This window comes from Micromonospora sp. LOL_013, assembly GCF_048060315.1.
GTDB lineage: Bacteria > Actinomycetota > Actinomycetes > Mycobacteriales > Micromonosporaceae > Micromonospora_E.
The window spans coordinates 22,883-38,366 of sequence record NZ_JBHMIQ010000028.1 but is presented as its reverse complement, the minus strand read 5'-3'; the positions used below and the strand labels follow the sequence as shown (position 1 = coordinate 38,366).

12 protein-coding genes and 1 pseudogene are annotated in these 15,484 nt (G+C 70.9%); 7 read left to right on the top strand and 6 right to left on the bottom strand.

Going from position 1 to position 15,484, the window contains the following annotated elements; translation table 11 throughout:
• Nucleotides 1-74 precede the first annotated feature (74 nt).
• The 3 genes from ACFHWS_RS19250 to pyk form a co-directional block, all read right to left on the bottom strand.
• Nucleotides 75-536, bottom strand: coding sequence for an RrF2 family transcriptional regulator (locus ACFHWS_RS19250; protein ID WP_416555586.1), 462 nt, complete (start codon nt 534-536; stop codon nt 75-77).
• Nucleotides 537-642: 106 nt separating this feature from the next.
• Nucleotides 643-1,524 carry an acyl-CoA thioesterase gene (locus tag ACFHWS_RS19245; RefSeq protein ID WP_416555588.1) on the bottom strand — a complete coding sequence of 294 codons (882 nt, stop codon included), beginning with the start codon at nt 1,522-1,524 and terminating at the stop codon, nt 643-645.
• Entirely contained in the window at nt 1,521-2,969 is a 1,449-nt protein-coding gene (gene pyk, locus ACFHWS_RS19240) for a pyruvate kinase (protein ID WP_416555590.1), read from the bottom strand. The genes ACFHWS_RS19245 and pyk overlap by 4 nt, the downstream gene beginning before the upstream one ends.
• Before the next feature lie 303 nt (nt 2,970-3,272).
• On the opposite strand from pyk, the gene ACFHWS_RS19235 reads away from it, so the two are divergent.
• Nucleotides 3,273-4,505, top strand: coding sequence for an endonuclease/exonuclease/phosphatase family protein (locus ACFHWS_RS19235; protein ID WP_416568706.1), 1,233 nt, complete (start codon nt 3,273-3,275; stop codon nt 4,503-4,505).
• 17 nt (nt 4,506-4,522) lie between these two features.
• Here the strand turns inward: ACFHWS_RS19235 and ACFHWS_RS19230 are convergent, their stop codons facing one another.
• Entirely contained in the window at nt 4,523-5,092 is a 570-nt protein-coding gene (locus ACFHWS_RS19230; protein ID WP_416568705.1) for a hypothetical protein, read from the bottom strand.
• A 185-nt stretch (nt 5,093-5,277) separates the two neighbouring features.
• On the opposite strand from ACFHWS_RS19230, the gene ACFHWS_RS19225 reads away from it, so the two are divergent.
• The 6 genes and pseudogenes from ACFHWS_RS19225 to ACFHWS_RS19200 all read left to right on the top strand — a co-directional run bounded on the left by ACFHWS_RS19225 (nt 5,278) and on the right by ACFHWS_RS19200 (nt 8,253).
• Nucleotides 5,278-5,970, top strand: a complete 693-nt coding sequence (locus tag ACFHWS_RS19225) for a DUF4386 domain-containing protein (protein ID WP_416555596.1) — start codon at nt 5,278-5,280, stop codon at nt 5,968-5,970.
• A 62-nt stretch (nt 5,971-6,032) separates the two neighbouring features.
• Nucleotides 6,033-6,323, top strand: coding sequence for a DUF305 domain-containing protein (locus ACFHWS_RS19220; RefSeq protein WP_416555598.1), 291 nt, complete (start codon nt 6,033-6,035; stop codon nt 6,321-6,323).
• Nucleotides 6,320-6,841 carry a hypothetical protein gene (locus ACFHWS_RS19215; RefSeq protein ID WP_416568704.1) on the top strand — a complete coding sequence of 174 codons (522 nt, stop codon included), beginning with the start codon at nt 6,320-6,322 and terminating at the stop codon, nt 6,839-6,841. The genes ACFHWS_RS19220 and ACFHWS_RS19215 overlap by 4 nt, the downstream gene beginning before the upstream one ends.
• 9 nt (nt 6,842-6,850) lie before the next feature.
• A complete protein-coding gene (locus tag ACFHWS_RS19210) occupies nt 6,851-7,282 on the top strand; it encodes an HIT family protein (protein WP_416555601.1) in 432 nt (143 codons plus the stop codon).
• Nucleotides 7,283-7,576: 294 nt separating this feature from the next.
• A pseudogene (locus tag ACFHWS_RS19205) lies at nt 7,577-7,747 on the top strand (IS200/IS605 family transposase); the annotation flags it as partial.
• A gap of 272 nt (nt 7,748-8,019) precedes the next feature.
• Nucleotides 8,020-8,253, top strand: coding sequence for a hypothetical protein (locus tag ACFHWS_RS19200; protein WP_416555645.1), 234 nt, complete (start codon nt 8,020-8,022; stop codon nt 8,251-8,253).
• Nucleotides 8,254-8,270: 17 nt separating this feature from the next.
• On the opposite strand, the gene ACFHWS_RS19195 is transcribed toward ACFHWS_RS19200, so the two are convergent.
• Both ACFHWS_RS19195 and ACFHWS_RS19190 read right to left on the bottom strand, forming a co-directional pair.
• The gene (locus tag ACFHWS_RS19195; protein WP_416568703.1) at nt 8,271-13,409 is read right to left on the bottom strand and encodes an AAA domain-containing protein; all 5,139 of its coding nucleotides are present in this window, start codon (nt 13,407-13,409) and stop codon (nt 8,271-8,273) included.
• A gap of 169 nt (nt 13,410-13,578) precedes the next feature.
• Nucleotides 13,579-15,318: an ArnT family glycosyltransferase gene (locus tag ACFHWS_RS19190; RefSeq protein ID WP_416555605.1), complete on the bottom strand. Its 1,740-nt coding sequence runs from the start codon at nt 15,316-15,318 to the stop codon at nt 13,579-13,581.
• Nucleotides 15,319-15,484: the final 166 nt, after the last annotated feature.

Below are 15,484 nucleotides of genomic sequence, written 5' to 3'. Positions count from 1 at the left end.
CGCCGACGAAGCCGGCCGCGGCCGGAGGGGCCGGATGTCGGGCCGGGAGCAGATCACGGACGGCCGTGCGGCGGTCAGGTCCAGGCGCGCGGGTTGGCCGCGAGATCCCGGATCCGCTCAGGAAGTTTGCCGGTGGCGACGTCGGCGACGGTGACCGACTCGAGGATCTCCCGCTCGCTGGCCCGCAACGCGATCCAGACGTCCTGCAGCGCGACCGCCGCACCCTGGTAGCCGAGCTCCTCCGGCCGGTGCCCCCGCACGTGGGCGAGCGGGCCGTCGATGACCCGGATGAGCTCCGCGAGGCTGATCTGCTCGGCGGGGCGAGCCAGCCAGTAGCCGCCGTCCGGGCCGCGCTGGGCCTGCACCACACCGGCCCGGCGCAACTGCAGCAGAATTCCCTCGAGGAACTTCGGCGGGATGCCCTGGGCCCGGGCGACCTGCTCGGCGGTCAGCACGACCCGCGCCGACGCCGCAGCCGCGACCGCCAGCTCGACGGCGGCCCGCAGCGCGTAGTCGACCCGGGCAGAGAGACGCATACCTCTCAGGTTACGGCACTGTTTCCATTATCAGACCGGCCGACCGCGTCGTCAGTCATCTACCCTGGTCACCGCCGTCCGAGCGCCGGTCAGGCAGGCGGCCCGGTCACCCGCCGACCCGCCGGACCAGTCCTTCCTGCACAGCGCTGGCGATGTGCCGGCCGTCGCGGGTGAACATCCGACCGGTGGCCAGCCCGCGCCCGCCGGCGGCCGACGGACTCCAGCAGTCATAGAGGAACCATTCGTCGGCCCGGAACGGCCGGTGGAACCACAAGGCGTGGTCCAGGCTGGCCCCGATCACCCCGCCCGGACCCCAGACCTCGCCGTGCACGGACAGCACCGAGTCGAGCAGGGTCAGGTCGGAGGCGTAGGTGAGTACGCAGGCGTGCAACAGCGGATCGTCGGGCAGCTTGCCGGCGGCGCGGATCCAGACCCGCTGGTACGGGTCGGCCGGCCGGTCCCCGGGGGCGACCAGACCCGGTTCGCCGACGTACCGCACGTCCATCGGCCGGGGGATCACCGCCCAGACACCGAGCCGCTCCGGATAGCGAGCCAGCCGCTCCACCATGGTCGGCACCGCCTCCGGCGGCGGGACGTCCGGTGGCTGCGGCGCCTGGTGGTCCAGCCCGTCCTCGGGCCGGTGAAACGACGCCGACATGAAGAAGATCGGTTTGCCGTGCTGGTACGCCACCGAGCGGCGGACCGAGAAGGACCGGCCGTCGCGGATGTTCTCCACCTCGTAGTCGATTGGCTCGGCACCGTCGCCGGGACGGACGAAGTAGCCGTGCAGCGAGTGCACCAGCCGCTGCGGGTCGACGGTTCGCCCGGCGGCTACCAGCGCCTGACCAGCGACCTGGCCGCCGAAGATTCGCTGCGGCCCAACCTTGGGGCTCGTCCCACGGAACGCTGACGGCCCGGTCCGGGTCAGGTCGAGCACCTCGAGCAACTGGTCGACGGCGGCCTGCCCGCCGACCGGATCACCGGTCACTGCAACGCCCGGGCCGCCGCGGCGTCGACGAGGCTACCAAGCTGGTGCACCCGCAGCGTGTTGGTGGAGCCAGGGGTGCCGACCGGGCTGCCGGCGACGATCACCACGTACTCGCCGGGATTGGCCCGCCCGAGGCCGAGCAGTGCCTGGTCGACCTGGCGGAACATGTCGTCGGTGTGCTGCACGAACGGCATCAGGAAGGTCTCCACCCCCCAGGAGAGGGCAAGCTGGTCGCGCACCTCGGCGACCGGGGTGAAAGCCAGCAGCGGCAGCTCGCACTGCAGCCGGGAGAGCCGACGCACGGTGTCACCCGTCTGGGTGAAGGCGACCATCGCCTTGGCGCCGATCGCTCGGGCGATCTGCGACGCGGCCGAGGTGAGCGCACCGCCGTGGGTACGGGGGTCGTGCTGCAGCCGGGGCACCGAGATCGAGCCGTGCTCGGTCGTCGTGACGATCTTGGCCATGGTGCTGACCGTGAGCACCGGGTACTTGCCGACGCTGGTCTCGCCGGAGAGCATCACCGCGTCGGTGCCGTCGAGCACCGCGTTGGCGACGTCGGAGGCTTCCGCGCGGGTCGGCCGCGCATTCTCGATCATCGAGTCGAGCATCTGGGTGGCGACGATGACCGGCTTGGCGTTCTCCCGGCACAGCTGCACCGCGCGCTTCTGCACCAGCGGCACCTCGTCGAGCGGCAACTCGACGCCGAGGTCACCCCGGGCCACCATCACCCCGTCGAAGGCGTCGACGATCGCCTCCAGGTGGGTGACCGCCTCCGGCTTCTCGACCTTGGCCAGGACGGGTCGGCGAACCCCCTCCTCGTCCATGATCGCGTGGACCAGCTTGATGTCCTCGGGCGACCGGACGAATGACAGGGCGATGAAGTCGGCGCCCAGGCCGAGCGCGAACCGCAGGTCGTCGGTGTCCTTGTCCGACAGGGCCGGCACGCTGACCGCGACGTTCGGCAGCGAGATGCCCTTGTTGTTGGAGACCGGCCCGCCCTCGACGACCAGCACCCGGATGTCGTTGCCGTCCACCGCGCTGACCTCGACGGCCACCTTGCCGTCGTCGATCAGCAGCCGGTCCCCGGGGCGAACCTCCTGGGGCAGCCTGCGGTAGGTGCAGGAGACCCGCTCCCGGCTGCCGATTATGTCGTCGCTGGTGATGACGACCGAGTCGCCGGTGCGCCACTCATGCGGCCCGTCGGCGAACCGGCCGAGGCGGATCTTGGGGCCCTGCAGGTCGGCCAGCACGGCGACCGCCCGGCCGGCGACCTGGGCCGCCTCCCGGACCAGCTGGTACACCTGCTGGTGGTCCTCGTGGCTGCCGTGGCTGAAGTTCAGCCGGGCCACGTCCATGCCCGCTTCGACGAGCCCACGGATACGCTCCGGGGACGCGGTCGCGGGGCCAAGCGTACAAACGATCTTTGCGCGGCGTGTCACGCCCATGAGGCTAGTCTCTCCCCTGAACCGGCCGACCGGCCGGCCCTGTCTGATGTCCGAACGGAAGTGCCCACCAGCGCTCGGCGCTCCGCGAGACATCGTACTGGTGGGTGGAACCGCGATGGTGGACCGGCGGGCATCGACGACCGCGCTCTCAGGGTAGCGCGGTAGTTGACCATCGCGGTACGGCCGGACGGCCGACGCCCGGACGTTCGGAGATCATTCGCCGAACCGTCACATAGATCCGGTTAACTGGTCACCACACGACCGGAGGGTGGCACGGTGACACAGCGAGTACGGACACGAACGGTGACCGCTCTGATGGCGATGATCGCCACCGGTCTGGCGGCAGGGCTGGCGCCCGGGACGGCGACGGCAGGCGGTACACCGGCCGGTGGGCACGGCGGCGTCCGGTTCGCCACCTTCAACGCCTCACTCAACCGGGGCGTCGACGGCGGACTGGTGGCCAATTTGTCCACTCTGGGTGATACGCAGGCCGCCAACGTCGCCGAGATCATCCAGCGGGTCCGCCCCGACGTGCTGCTGATCAACGAGTTCGACCACGACGGCGAGGGGCGGGCCGTCGAGCTGTTCCAGCGCAACTACCTGTCCCGCGGCCAGGGCGGGGCCAGGCCAATTCACTACCCGTACCGGTTCAGCGCCCCGTCGAACACCGGCGTGCCGTCCGGGCACGACCTCAACCGCGACGGTACGGTCGGCGGCCCGGACGACGCGTACGGCTTCGGACTGTTCCCCGGCCAGTACGGCATGGCGGTCTACTCGCGTCACCCGATCGACCGGCGGTCGCTGCGCACCTTCCAGACGTTCCGCTGGCGCGACATGCCGGGAGCGCTGCTGCCGGACGACCCGGACACCCCGGAGCCCGCCGACTGGTACTCCCCCGAGGTCCTCGCGGACGTGCGGCTGCCGTCGAAGAGCCACTGGGACGTACCGGTACGGATCGGCCGGCAGACCGTGCATCTGCTGGCCAGCCACCCCACGCCGCCGGTCTTCGACGGCCCGGAGGACCGCAACGGCCGGCGTAACCACGACGAGATCCGGTTCTGGGCCGACTACGTCGTCCCGGCCCGGTCCGGTTACATCTACGACGACCGGGGCCGACGCGGCGGGCTGCGCCCCGGTGCCCGGTTCGTCATCGCCGGTGACCTCAACTCCGACCCGTACGACGGCGACGGCATCCCGGGAGCGGCTCGACAGGTCACCGGGCATCCACTGGTCGACGACCGACGGCCGCCGACGAGTGCGGGTGGGCCGGCTGCCAGCCAGCGCCAGGGCGGGGCGAACCTGACCCACGAGGGCGACTCCCGCTACGACACCGCCGACTTCGCCGACGGTACGCCGGGCAACCTTCGGGTCGACTACCTGCTGCCGAGCCGCCGCCTGCAGACGGCGGGCAGCGGGGTTTTCTGGCCGACGCCGGACGATCCACTGTTCCGGCTGGTCGGCGATTACGACCCGGCGCTGCCCGGCGGGTTCCCGACCTCGGACCACCGGCTCGTCTGGCTCGACCTGCGCTGCTGAGCGGCAGTTCCAAGCGGTCAGTCGGTGCCGGTGGCGGCGAGCGATCCCGGTGGGCGGGCGTCGCGGGAGGCGATCGCGTTCATCGGGATCTGCACTGCCCGCACCCCCATGTCGAGCCGGGCCACCTGGTAGAACTGCGCCCGGGCACGGCGGTAGTCGACGAACCCGGCCCGCCAGGTCTGTTCGTCGACTGGTTCGTCACCGGTGGCAAATGCCTCCAGCCTCCACAACGTCTCGGTGAGGGCCTGCGCGGCGGCGATGGTCGGCCCGTCGGCGAGCAGCAGGATCGACTCGAAGCACACGGACCGGTCCGACTCGGCCTGTCCGAGCCGGGCCAGCCCTTCCTCACGGCCGATCGGGCTGATCGCGGTGACCAGACCGCGGCTGGCCAGCACCCGTGAGGCGAGCAAGGCGATCTGCTTGGCGGTGGCGGCGAATTCGACGTACCCGGCGAGCCGCCGATCGTCCCACCGCACGGATTGTTCCCGGCGCCACCGGTTGCGCTCGGTGATCCCGGTGCCGACGTAGGTGAGCACCCCGCCGACGACCACCGCAAGGATGGTCGGCAGGTGTTCCAGCAGAGACATCACATTCTCCGTCGCGTCGCCGGGCCTCAGGGTAGTGAGCCGTCACAAGGTCGCGTGCCAGCACAAGGCCCGGTCCCCTCGGGGGTCTCCGCTTGCCCATGCCTTACACCGTAAGTTAGGCTGCCTTACGGCGTAAGACAGCCGGTCGCGTCCGCGGACGCCCGGCGGACGAGAAGGGGATACTCATGAGCGATCTGGTCCGCACGGCGCGGCTCACCGGCGTGTTCTACTTGGGCCTCGGCATCACCGCCATGCTCGGCTTTCTGATCGTCCGACCCCAGCTGGTCATCGCCGGCGACCCCGCAGCGACACTGGGCAACCTGGTAGGGCACGAGACGCTCGCCCGCGTCGGCGTCGCGCTCGAGCTGGGCGTCGTCGTCACCCAGGCGCTCGCCGCCGTCTGGTTCTACCGCCTCTTCCGCATCGCCGACCCGCTCGCCGCCGGCAGCATCGGCGCGTTCGGGCTGGTCAACGCGGTGGCGATCATGGGCAGTGCGGCGATGCTCGCCACGGCCGTCGAGGTCGCGGGCGCGCCGATCGGCGACGCCGCGCCGATCGTCCAGGCTCTCTATCTGGTCAGCGGCAACCTGTGGGGGGTGGGCAACCTGTTCTTCGGGCTGTGGCTCATCCCGATGGGCAGGTGTGTGATCCGGTCACGTTGGATGCCCCGACCACTCGGCTGGGTGCTCGTCATCGGTGGCCTCTGCTACCTCGCGAACGGGTTCCTGCTCTACCTCACACCCGACGCCCAGGTCGTCGCCGACCTGCTCGTGGTGCCGGCCACCGTTGGCGAGCTCTGGATGATCGGCTACCTGCTGACCGTCGGCGTCCGACGAAGGACGCCGTCCCGGGTGTTACCGCACCGTCAGGGCGGGTAGGCGAGGGTAGCGGAGAATCACGCGGATCGCCGCAATCTTTCCCGACGAGGTGGAAGTTGGCGATGATGAACCGGAGCTACCTGCGGCTGGGCGTCGCGTTGACGCTGAACGTGATCCTGGCGGTCGGGTTCGTCGTCCTGTTCGGGGTGGCGTTCTACTTCGGCCGGCAGGAGAGCTTCATCGGCGACGAGCAGTTCCTCAAGTCGATGATCCCGCACCACTCGCGGGCGATCCTGGTCTGCGAGCGGTCGGACATCACCGATCCGGAAATCATCGAGCTGTGTGGACAGATTGTCGAGACGCAGCAGGAGGAGATCGACCAGATGAAACAGATCCTGCAGCGGTACGAATGAGTCACGTCCGCGCGGCGCTCGGCGTCGTACTCACCGTCGTCGCCATCGGGGCAGGCACCGCAGCCTGCACCGCCGACCCGTCGGAAGCCGACACCGGCCCGTCCGCCACCAGCGCCGACCCGGTCGATCAGCGGTCAGCGGCACAGCCGCCGCCGGTCGCGCCCGCACCGCCGATCGCGCCGCTGCCCGACCCAATGGCCGACGCCCGGCCCGTCGCCTCGGTGGCCGCCACCAGCGGCCCGGTCTCGGTCGGCACGGTCGAGATCCCGCCGGGCCTGCTGTCGGTCAGCCTCGACTGCGTCAGCGGCGGCCGTGGGGATGCCGCCGCCGCCAGCGGAGCTGCCGACCTCGCGGTGTTCCTCGACCCGGGGATGCGGTTCGAGCTGCAGTGCCCCGCCGACGAGGTGACGAAGATCCGCAACGTCGACCAGGACCACCCGGGCGGCCCGGCCACCATCCGGGTCGAGGCCGGCGCGGACGTGCGGTGGAACCTGCTGGTCGAGCACCAGCCGGGCTAGGCTGCGCCGGTGAACGGGTGCGTGTTCTGCCGGATCATCGCCGGGGAGTCCCCCGCGTGGCGGGTCGCCGACTCCCCCGCCGGGGTGGCGTTCCTGGACACCCGGCCGGTGTTCCCGGGCCACGTGCTGGTCAGCCCGCGCCCGCACGTGGTCACCCTGACCGACCTGCCGCCGGCCGATCTGGCCGGGTACTTCTCACTGGTGCAGCGGGTCGCGGCGGCGGTCGAGGCTGGCCTGGACGCGGGCGGCACCTTCGTCGCGATCAACAACCGGGTGTCCCAGTCGGTGCCGCACCTGCACACCCACGTGGTGCCCCGGACCAGGGGCGACGGGCTGCGCGGCTTCTTCTGGCCGCGCCGCCGCTACGCCGACGACGTCGAGGCCCGGCGGTACGCCGAACAGGTCGCCGCCGCGTTACCTCCCGGACCGGACCTGCCGTGAGGCCGCCCTCGTGATCAGGCAGAGCGACGCGCGGAGTCAGCCTCGCCCGATATCCGGCAGAATATATGGACGTCTATCTATTGACCTGGTGCGTGGACCCGACGGACCGCCCGGTCCCACGCCGGGTGGTACGGGAGTGGGGCCGGGCGGCGGATCGTCACCAGCGAGCGGTTATCCGGACCACCGTGTACGGCAGCACCGGGTCGGTCGCCCCGTACTGGAAGTTGACCAACAGCAGGTCGCGGCCGTCGACGGGCCGTGCAGCCGGGGGCCGCGACGATCAGATACCGCTGGTCCGGGGTGACCAACTCGCTCAAGGGCGTCTCGTCGCGCCGCCTCCGGCAGGAGTTCCCCGACCTCGCACGCCACTACCACCGGGCCAACAAGTTCTGGTCGGGCTCGTACTTCGCCGGCTCCGTCGGCGGCGCGCCACCGAGCATCGTGAAGCAGTACATTGAGCGGCAGAACCGTCTGGCTCAGGGCACTGCTCGGGCCCTGGCGGCCCTCCCAGCGCGGGCCTTCACCCCCGGTCTGAAGGCCGGAGCACTGGCCCGCATTCCGGTAGCGGTGGTCGACGCCGGGCATCCGCTGGCCGGGCGTACCACGGTGGGGTCGGACGCGGTCGGGACGGACACCGTCAGGTTGGCCGACTTGGCCGACGGCCAGCTGAGTCTGCCACCGGAGGAGCTGACGCCCGCTACTGGTCGGCGATCCTGGCCGCCTGCGCCCGCGCCGGTGTGGCCGTCGAGGTGGTCGACTGCGAGCAGCTGGGGTGGCGCCGGATCGGGCTGGCGGACCTTGACGGTTTCGCCCTGGTGCCCCGATCACTCGCCGAGCTACCCACAGTGGATGGGGTGGTGCTCCGGCTGACCGACGAGCTGCCCGCCCCCGATCTGGAGCTGGTGTGGCGGCGGGACGCGACGTCACCGGCCGGGCTGGCGGTCGCCCGGGTCGCTCACGACCTTCATTGATCATCGAACGGGGCTGCTCAGCTGTCCGACGAGCGACGGGTGACCAAGCGGGCCAGCGGCGAAACCTTCGTCAACCGGGCCGAGGCGGTGGCGGTCAGCGCCTTACCGCCGTAGGTCTGCAGGGTGGCCCGGTAGACGGCCTCCGGCTGGTGCCAGCCGAGGACGCTGGCGTGCCCGGTCATGACCTGCGCGAGTTCGGCGGGCGGCACCTCCTCCAAGGTGCGTGGACCGAGCGCCCGGGGCAGTGCCGGCGGTTGATGGGCGAGCCGATACGTGCTCGGCTGGACTCCGGTCTCGCCGAGGGGGCTGTCCCGGACGAGCAGACCTCTGCGTACCGCTGCAGTGACCGCCTTGTTGATCGCACTTGCCGAGGCCCGACTGACGCGCTGACCACCGGCTGCATGGACGTACGCGATCTGTAACCGCCCGCCGGTCACCGGGCCTTCGCAGGCGACGATGGCGAGTATGGCCTCCTGCATCCCCGGCGGCGGCGGAGTCTCGGCGCGCGGGGCGGCGCCCTGGAAGATCTCGTACGGCTTGAGTCCAGGCGCCGGGTCCAGATCCCGCTCGACCGGTTCCGCCCGCTCGACCCGTTCCACCAGTCCGACCGGTTCCGCCAGTCCGACCGGTTCCGCCCGCTCGTCCGGTCCCGCCTGGCTGACTGGTTCGCGCGCCGGTTCGGCTGCCGCCGCCCAGCCGGACGGGCGGATACCCCGCTGGTCCAGCGCCGCCCGCAGATCCTGCAACACCGCCGCTTCGTCGACGACGAACGACGACTGCGGGATACGGAAGAACTCCCAGCCGCAGCGCTCCAGTTCCCGCTGCCGGGCCATGTCGGCCTCGTAGCGGTCGGGCCCGTGCCAGGCGTCGCCGTCGCACTCGACCGCGAGCCGTCCGTTCGGACCGATCACCACCAGGTCGATGAGATAGCCGATCGCCTCGAACTGCGGCACGACGGTGAAGCCAGCGGCGACGAGCCGATTGTAGACACGCTGCTCGAACAGTGAGTCGAAGGGTGCGACCGGCCGGTCCTCGGGCACCTCGGTCGGCAGTGGGGTGCCGTCGTGCTCGCTCGGGCGGGCAGTCACGCCGTAGCAATAGTCGAGCAGTTGGTAACGCATGTCCTCGGGATTACCAAGGTCGCTGAGTCGGACCGAGTGGAAGACCCACATCTGGTCCTTGGCGCGGGAGGCGGCGACGTTGTAGCGCTGCACGTACATCTCGGCCGTCGCAGCGCCGATCCGTACGCCGTCCTCCATCGCCGCGACCATGCTGAGGAACACGACGTCGCGTTCGGATCCCTGGAAATCGGCGGAGTCGCCGCACCGCAGCTCCCGACGCTCCCATTCCGCCGGATCGAGCTGTTCCAGCAGCAGCCGTTCGATCCGCTTGGCCTGATGGACTCCCTGCAGCGAGATCACGCCGAAGGTCAGACCGTCGTAGCGGGGGTCCTGCGCACAGGCCACGATCTGCGCGACGACCGCCTCGGCCTCCGGCGGGTTGACCTTGTTGCTGGTGCCGCTGACGTAACCGTTCCCGACGTGCACCGGCCGGATCGGTTCGAGGCGGTCGGCCCCGTACTGACGGACGGGGATCAGCCGGATGTTCTCCGGCTCGTACGCGATCCGGTTGGAGAAGTTGATGATCTCCGGAACGCAGCGGCGGTGTTCGGTCAACGGAATCAGGCCGCTGAACCGCATCTTGGCCTCGTCGAACAGGCTCCGCTTCGGGTCCTGCCACGACGCCCGGTACGGGTCGTCGCCGAGGTACTGGTCCGCGAGGTCGCGCAGATGTTGCTGGTCGACGCCGACCCCGCTCGGTGAGACCTGCTTGTCGTCGCCGATCACCACGATTTTCGGCGCCAGGTACTGCAGGAACGTTGCGGCCAGCCCGGCCTGTGACGCCTCGTCCACGACGACGACGTCGAACATGTCCGGCTGCACCTGCAGCTGTTCCGCGATCCGGTAGATCGGCATGATCCAGACCGGTACCGACGGGCGGCAGCGGTCCATGGCCTGGCGGATCTCGGCGCGACGCTGATGGGCGTACTTGCCGGTACCCTTGCCGAGCCCTCGCACGAGCTGGCCGTACTGCTGCAGGTTGGCCCGGGCGGAGCCGCTGATCCGGTCCGGCGAGGCGGCATGTCGCCAGACGCGGGCGGCGGCCAGCTCCTCGACGTGGCCCCGGATCCGGCCCTCGAGCTCACCGATCTCGGACTGCAGCCGGTTGAGATCGGTGATCTGCCGGTCGGCGAGCCACGCGCCGACGACCGCCCAGGCCCAGGCGTCGTCCCAGCCGTCGAGGCGCTCGTCCCATCTGTCGTCGGCGCAGTCGGTGACGACGGCGTCGTGCAGGCGGGGCGCCACCGCCCGCAGCCGGGAACCGAGCGCGTCCCGACGGTCGACGAGCTCACGCACCTGGGTCAGTCGGGTGAGCCGAGCGACAGCGGCGGCGTACCTGCCCACGTCCCGGGCGGCGACCGCCTCCACCAGCTCGCGCAGCGGTGCAGCGGCGGTCGGCTGATGGCTCAGTGCGACGACCGGCTCCCCGATGGCGTCCACGGCGGTCCGGGTCCGCGCCAGGTGGTCGTCGGCGGCGGCCGAGTCCACCAACGCGGCGTAGGCCCGTACCGCCGAAAGATCCGACCACTGTGGGCGGGGTAGCTGTGCGGCCGCCAGCCGGTGCTCCTGGTCGGTCAGCCCGGCACCGAACGCGAGAACTCGCTGCAGTTGGCTCAGCTCGGTCTGGTGCCAGGTCAGCCGTTCCTGGAAGGTGTCCTCGGGCGGGACGACGACGGTGGCCGGCCAGGCGCGGTCGGCAGCGGTCAGCAGCCGGGTGGCCTGTGCCCAGGCGAGGAACGCGTCGACGGCCTCGGCCGTCGTCGGCGGGCGACCGTCCACGCGGACCCGGCTGAACAGCTCCCGAGCCGCCTTGACCGGCTTGGCGGCGAGCAGGTTCAGCACCGGCGTGCCGTCGGCTGCGAGCTTGACCCTGCCGCCGGCCGCGAGGTGCTCGCGCAGGTGGTGGGCGAGCGACACGAGCTGGGCGACGTCCGGCCCGGCCTGGGGCACGCCGCCGTCCTGCACGCCGATAACCTGCACGTCGGTGATGCCGAGGTAACGCACCTGCGGTTCGGCCTGTGCCACCAGTTGCTGCAGGTGCGCGGCCCGGTTGTGCCACAGCTGTCCCCGGCCGCAGGTCACATCGGCCAACGCGTCGGCCATCCACGGTTCGCGTCGTCGCGCCAGGTCGTCGGCGGTGTCGGCGAGGCGGTGCAGATCCTGCTGCAGCGCGGTCCGGGCCGCCGGAGGCAGCGCTCTGACCACCACGTACGCCGGATGTTGCCGGCTGTCGTGCCGCGCGTCGTGGGCGGCGCGGGCCTGTTGTTCGGCGGTGACGGCAGCGGCGAAGTCCGCCGGCGGGGCCAACCGCGCGGGGTCGGCCAGCGTGGCCCGCGACGACGCTTCGTCCGCGATCAACTGCTGGTCGCGCAGCAGCCGCAACCACTCGGTGATCTCGGTCCGGGTCAGCGGGGGCTCGTCCCCGGGTGCTGCCGGTGCCCACGGGCGGATCCACCCGTACCGTTCTCCGGCGTGACGGTGCGCCTCGGCGATCGCGGCCAGCGTGCCCCGGTACGGTCCCTGCTCGTGCCGGGCGACTTCGGCGGCCCGCACGTCGACCAGCCGCTGGTGCAGTTGGGCACGCTGACGCCGGAGCTGGTCGATCGCGTCGAGGTGCCGGGCGATGGTCCGGTCGGACTCGTCGGCGTCGAAGTCGATGGCGTGCTGCGAGATCGTGTTGACCGCGACCTTCAGGTCCGCCATGTCCTCCCTCGACGCGCCGACGACCGCGACCGACAGCGGCCGGATCGCCTCCGGCAGCTTCGTGCGTACCTCCTTGAGCGCACGATCGGTCTGCGCGGTGACCAGGACCCGCTTGCCCTGGGCGAGCAGATGGCTGAGCAACGCGGCGGCGGTGTGTGTCTTGCCCGTACCGGGCGGGCCCTGCACCAGGGTCTGGGCGTGCCGGTCCACCTGCTGAAGGATCTTCAGTTGCTTGTCGTTCACCGGCAGCGGCAGGTAGAACTCGTCGTCGACGGCGATCACCGCGCCGGGCGTCGGGTCGGTCTCGGTCGCCGGGCGGTGATCCGGATCCACCAGCGGCAGGATCCCCTCCGGCACGGAAGCCGCGTCGATCAACTGCTTGCGGATGCGCTCGAGCACCTCGACCAGCCCGTGGCTGCGCCGACGCAGGACGATCGCGGGCGCCAGGGTCACCTCGGGCCGCGCGGGACCGCCGCTGCCGGGCAGTTCCGTCTCGAGGTAGCCGCCGTCCGGGTCGAGGCTGTGCGCCACGCGTTGCAACAGTTCGCCGATCGTCGCTACGTTGAGCGGATGGTCGGCGAAGGTCCGTGCGGTTTCCCGGACCTCGCCGATGTGCCGCGACCGCGTCAGGTGCGAATCCAGCATGTCGAGTTCGAGGCGCAGCGGGTCGGCCGTTTCGGCGGCGTTGACGTGCAGTGTGCCGGTTACCGGGTCGAGGTCGATCGTGACCGGTACGGTGAGCAGGTGTCGCCGTACGGCCGGATGGTCGGCTGGCTTCCAGGTGAGGCATCCGACGGCGAGGACCAGCTCCTTCTCTTCGGGATTACTCGCCGCCGCCGCTTGCATCGAGAAGAGCGTGCCGTACGCCTCACGCACCGGCTGATCGACGCGTTCCCGCTCCGCCCAAGTCTCCCAGCGGATCAGCCATGACCGGTAGGCGTCCTCGATGTCGGGGTGCTCAGCCAGACGAAACACCGCAGGGTTGCCGTCGACGTCCGGCTCCCCGTCCGGATCCGGAACTTCCACCTTGAGCTGCGGGGTGATCTGTGGATCGTCGATGCCTGCGGTCAACCAGCGGCGCAGCGCCTCGCCGACGGCGGGCGGCCGGACCACATCGATCCGATCGATGTGGCCGACCTCGTCACCAGGCTCTGGCGTGGCGTCCCAGTGCGCGAAGTGCACGGCGGAGTGTCGTGGCATCCTCCGCGTCCAGGCAACCTCCTCGTAACTGTCGACCGTGCGGGGCGCCGAGACGACCGACTGCTGTGCCCGCGCCAGGAACTCGAAGAGTCGCACCGCCCGATCGAGGCGGTTCGCCGCAGAGGACGTCAAGATACGGTTTCCTTTCGACGCTGGACCACCCGATCGAACATAGAGGAAAGAACACCGGCGCCACACCTCCGCCGTTCGGCGCTGGTTCCGAGGCCGTACGGACGATCAGCGCCAGATGCAGTGACGTTCGCCAATCGGTGATGTGGAATCGGGACAGGTGGTCGCCGGGTCAGCGGCGGAAGATGGTGATTGAGTGACCGACCTGGTCGATCGGCTCGCTGCTGTCGATCAGCTCACGCAACTCACCGCCGGTGGTCGCCACCCAGGTGTTCGACACCACCAGCAGACCGTGTACCTCCTCGGGCGGCACCTCGCGCGGATCAGTGGCGGTGATGCCGTAGTACTCTGGCACGCCGGCACCCTTGTAGGCCAGCCACACCCGCTCGTCCGGGTACCGCTGCCGCAGCCGGTCGGCCAGCCGCGCCAGGTCCTGCCCCCAGTCCACGTTCGAGTCGTGCAGGTGGTGGTAGGTGCGGGCCGGGCCACCGAACGCCTCGTTGGCGTACGGCAGGTAGAACGGGAACGCGCGGGCCGAGCTGACCGCGACCAGCGCGACCAGCGCCACCGCGGCCGGCCGGGCGTACCGAGCGGCGGCGGCCGGCCACCGCACGGCGGTCACGGCCGCCGCTGCCACGGCCAGGAAGACCGGGACGACGATCGCGTATCGGACGCCGAGGTCGCGGGAGCCGGTCATCGCGACGGCCAGCAGTACGGCCGCTGGTGCCAGCAGGTAGCCGGCGGCCGGGCGCAGCCGGGGCACCGAGAGCATCGCGGCCGCGCCGACCAGCCACAGCGCCAGTGCTCCGAGCGGCGTCTTCACCAGCAGCGCGGCCGGCAGGTAGTACCACCGGTGGCCGGAGTACGTCTCACCGAACAGGTACCCGCCCCATTTCCAGTCCTCGAAGCCGAACTGGATCCGCATGCCGTCGCGGAACGACTCCGGAAACGGCAGCCAGTCGACCACTGTTCCGCGCAGCCCGCCGATCGTCGGCACCGAGCCAGGTGGCACCGTCTGCAGCCGCGGGTCGACGACGAGGTAGCTCACCCACACGGTCAGCAACGCGAGGAGTCCGATCGCGGTCGCGGCCGCGCCGGCGACGACGAACCGCCGGGTCCGGGGCGAGGACGGACGGGGCGGCCAGACCGGCCGGGCGTGCCGGACCGACCAGGCGGCCAGCGCCAGCAGCACCGGCACCGCCGCCAACGCGCTCATCTTGGTGGCCAGCGCCGCGCCGAGCGCCAGGCCGGCCAACGGCAGGTAGAGCCACGGTCGGCGCCGGGCCCGCCACAGCAGCCAGGCCGAGGTCAGCAGGAACCCGGCGGTGGGTACGTCGAGGGTGGCCAGCGAGCCGTGCGCGATCACGTCGGGCGTGAACGCGTACACCGCCAGGGCGATCAGGGCACCGGCCCGGCCGGTGATGTCGCGGGCGAACGCGAGGACCACCAGCCCGAACGCGAGGGTCAGCCCGATCATCGGCAGCCGGGCCAGTAGCAGCAGCCGGTCGGCGTCGTTGCCCGCTTCGTACAGCACGTGCCGCCCGAGGTCCGTCTGGTTGCCCTGGAAGGACGGCTCGATGTACGGGTCGGCGAACGCCAGGCTGGCCCCGATGACAAGTTTGCCCAGCGGCGGATGTTCCGGGTTGACCTGCAGACCGCCGCCCTGCAGGTAGAGCGCCGCCGCACCCACGTATACCGGCTCGTCGATGGTCGGCGCCTGCGCCACCGCGGTGGTGACCATCGCGACCGCCATCTGCCCCAGCAGCAGCGCCACGACCAGCGGATACCACCAACGTCGGTGCCGTCGCAGCCAGCCGGGCCGATCCGGTTTCTCCGTCACCGTGCTCGGATGGTCATCCGAGGTGACGGGGACATCCCGGTCGAGGACTCCCGACTTGCGCAAGAGGCTCACGGGCCGGCAGCCTACTCCGTCGCTCGACCGCGACCGTCACTTCGCTTGGGTGATACCTCCGTAGATTCCCAATGACGTCTGAGGTGGCGCTGAGGAAAATACGAGGGATCCCTGGTGGGCCGCAGGCGGCGGATGCCTCCTGCGGCCCATCGGTTCGGTTCGTCCG

Coding starts and splice junctions, on each gene's coding strand:
- ACFHWS_RS19215 (WP_416568704.1), top strand. CDS start 6,320: ATGAGTCACGTCCGCGCGGCGCTCGGCGTCGTACTCACCGTCGTCGCC.
- ACFHWS_RS19225 (WP_416555596.1), top strand. CDS start 5,278: ATGAGCGATCTGGTCCGCACGGCGCGGCTCACCGGCGTGTTCTACTTG.
- ACFHWS_RS19250 (WP_416555586.1), bottom strand. CDS start 536: ATGCGTCTCTCTGCCCGGGTCGACTACGCGCTGCGGGCCGCCGTCGAG.
- ACFHWS_RS19220 (WP_416555598.1), top strand. CDS start 6,033: ATGATGAACCGGAGCTACCTGCGGCTGGGCGTCGCGTTGACGCTGAAC.
- pyk (WP_416555590.1), bottom strand. CDS start 2,969: ATGGGCGTGACACGCCGCGCAAAGATCGTTTGTACGCTTGGCCCCGCG.
- ACFHWS_RS19230 (WP_416568705.1), bottom strand. CDS start 5,092: ATGTCTCTGCTGGAACACCTGCCGACCATCCTTGCGGTGGTCGTCGGC.